Annotated in this window: 4 protein-coding genes; all 4 read right to left on the reverse strand. The window is 42.4% G+C overall.

Annotation, left to right across the window (positions count from 1 at the left end):
• Positions 1–204 precede the first annotated feature (204 nt).
• On the reverse strand, positions 205–612 hold the full coding sequence (locus BK127_RS41905) for a sugar O-acetyltransferase (protein WP_083689996.1): 408 nt from the start codon (positions 610–612) through the stop codon (positions 205–207).
• A complete protein-coding gene (locus BK127_RS46045; protein ID WP_372237429.1) occupies positions 609–743 on the reverse strand; it encodes a hypothetical protein in 135 nt (44 codons plus the stop codon). Before BK127_RS46045 ends, BK127_RS41905 begins: the two co-directional genes overlap by 4 nt.
• A gap of 126 nt (positions 744–869) precedes the next feature.
• Positions 870–1,787, reverse strand: coding sequence for a nucleoside hydrolase (locus BK127_RS41910; RefSeq protein WP_076238540.1), 918 nt, complete (start codon positions 1,785–1,787; stop codon positions 870–872).
• 301 nt (positions 1,788–2,088) lie between these two features.
• Positions 2,089–2,706 carry a hypothetical protein gene (locus tag BK127_RS41915; RefSeq protein WP_076238541.1) on the reverse strand — a complete coding sequence of 206 codons (618 nt, stop codon included), beginning with the start codon at positions 2,704–2,706 and terminating at the stop codon, positions 2,089–2,091.
• Positions 2,707–2,762: the final 56 nt, after the last annotated feature.

Raw genomic sequence — 2,762 nt, forward strand, 5'->3', positions numbered from 1 at the left:
GTCGCTGGCTAGCATCTAGGACCCATAAACATCATACCAAGGAGCCTTTTTGTTTCTCAACTCTCGTATTTCTTCATTATAGGAATGCTGCCCGTTCGTATAGCTTAATGAGGCTGCCGATCAATTTCACGGCAGCCTCATTTTGTAGTTTGTTGAACTAACGTTATCCGTTAGTTCAATCCCCATCTGCTAATAATCATCAAGCTATTCCTCTGTAATCTGTTTGAGTACCTTGGCTGGATTTCCTGCGACTATTGTGTTTGCTGGCACATCTTTTGTTACTATTGAACCGACTGAATTATCACCAATTGAAACCCCGGGCAGAATTGCACAATGCCCACCAATCCAAACATTATTTCCAATCGTAATGGGGATGCCGTAACCAGATTTATTTCGGTCCTTGGGTCCAATATTATGACCAGCCGTGTAGATCCCGACATTCGGTGCTATCATGCAATCATCACCGATACGGACTTCTGCCATATCCAATATGGTGCAATTATAACCGACATAGAAATTACGTCCAACATGAATGTTGTAACCCAAATCACAATGAAAATTATGCTCGATGCTAATGCCTTCACTTACGCTGCCAAACAGTTCTCGAATCAACCGTTCTTTCTCTTGTCCATTCTCGGGATCGCAGTCATTAAGGCCTTCACAAGCCTTTGTGCTCGCATGCTTTTCGCTCCTAGTTCATTCGTTCCCCGTTCGTAATAGACCTTTTCTTTTTTTTCTGACATGGTTTCCTCCAGGCAAAATGGTTTTTCTAAGTATATACTAACCGGTATTAGCAATGGAACTGCTGCTCGTTACCTCAATGAAACAGGGAGCAGCACCGCGGCGGTCTGCTCCCTGTTTTGGTTTAACTATCGTTCGTCGTTAGCGCGTTCCGCACTGAACAACTCTAGTTTGGCATACATATCTTCCAAAATAAAACGAACGTCGATATCTCGATATACCCTGATTCGCCTCTCCTCTTGATGATGGACATAGGTCAAGTCCGGGGATATCCGAGGTGCCGGCTTTAAATCATAATCAAATGGTTGATCGTGCATAAGCAATCCTACCGCTGGAGAATCTCCCAGAGTCCATACTTCACCTCTAGGCCAACACAGATTATTTGCCCATTTTTGATTAATTTCCAGCAACTGATCATACAAATATCGACCAATGGCGCCGCAAGGTTCTACTCTTTGTTTTAATTCCGTGAGGCTGACCCGCATCTTGCTGTACACGTTTCTAGGAATTTGCCATAGCGGCATCGGAGAGCTGAACACGACGTTCGCTGCGTGGATGTCGTTCGCTAGGTTGAATTCTTCTCCACCATCCGGCCAAGTTCCTCCTCCGATCCATACAGCTGTCAAACGATCGGCAATCCCTGGATTCATGAGGTAAGCCGAAGCCAGATCCGTGATGGCTCCTAGGAAAATCACGAATAAAGGTCTCTGATCGTCTGACATGGCTTCTCGCACGATAAGCTCAGCGCCCTCAGATAAGGCTGGCGTCCATTCGTCCTGCATTGCACATTCAGCCCCATGAAAAACAGAATACTCTCCCGATAGACCCATGATATCCAGTAAATGCTTGATTTCCTTCACACTGTCTAACATTGAGGTTTTACTTCTCTCACTTCCGAAGTGGGCACCAATCAGGCCTTTGATGACAAACTGAGAAGTTAACAGCGAATGAACAATAGCATATTGGTCGTCCGCTTCATTCTTAGCATCGCTGTTAACGATTAAACGGATTTTTTTGGCATCCGGCACATCGATTGCAAGTTTCATTAGTTGCACCTCTCCTGTTAAAATCCCGGACCTCCCGTCCAAATTTACATATCCTGAACAATTTGGTGATTAGGAGAATGTGGGAACTTCATTAAGTTCACTAATATTATAAGCCTAGGGGTAACATCAATAAATTGGGCATTTTTAAGTTTATACAAGGTCATTTATAAGAATAATGAAGACAATTCTAAAAGGAGTGGTAAAGTACTTTAAACGATCGGCATATTGTATGTAATTTTCTCTGTTTGCTATCAAACTACCTGATCAGCCTCGTAGTAAGTTACTAAATCCTCCCCTTAGCTTAATCAATTGTCAACCAAGGTTCAGTCCTCCAGATAGACTTCCTGGCAACAAAAATTGTGTTTGCATTAATGCTAATGAACATTTCAGTAGGGCAATCCTTATATGTATGAGACAAAAATTCAGGCAGAATGGCTGCATCAAATTCCCATATGCCTTGTTTTTCCCCAGATATTAATGCCTCCCAAGGTCTTCCATCTGAAACTTCGTTTGTGAAAAACACTCCGCTTACTGTAAACTCTTTTGAGAACTTTTCCATCATTGCCCATACGAGGGGTTTGTGTTCATCTTTTATCTGTCTAATTCGATTTTCAATTTCTACTGTCAAGAACAGTAAACTAACTTCTATCCAAGTGTCTTGGAGTTTTTTTATTTCCTGTGGGGTCCATCCCGTCATATATGGTCGAATATGGAGTTGGTACCCACCATTATTAAATAACTGTTCTTCCGCGTCACCACCAACCAACAGAGTGTGTAAGAGTTCCCATTCCTGATCAGTTGTGAAGTATTTAGAATCAAGTCCCAGAGAGTTTAGCACTTCTGCAAATTGCTTAACAACGTCCTTGAAATTTCCCGGGTTACTTTTGATATAAGTTTGTATTTGAGAATATTCGGACATTAAACCACCTCTTGTCTGGTTACTAGTACCCCATCATTATAAGTGCTGCCCGATAG

It is taken from the genome of Paenibacillus sp. FSL H7-0331 (genome assembly GCF_001956045.1).

Coding starts and splice junctions, on each gene's coding strand:
- BK127_RS46045 (WP_372237429.1), bottom strand. CDS start 743: ATGTCAGAAAAAAAAGAAAAGGTCTATTACGAACGGGGAACGAATGAA.
- BK127_RS41910 (WP_076238540.1), bottom strand. CDS start 1,787: ATGAAACTTGCAATCGATGTGCCGGATGCCAAAAAAATCCGTTTAATC.
- BK127_RS41915 (WP_076238541.1), bottom strand. CDS start 2,706: ATGTCCGAATATTCTCAAATACAAACTTATATCAAAAGTAACCCGGGA.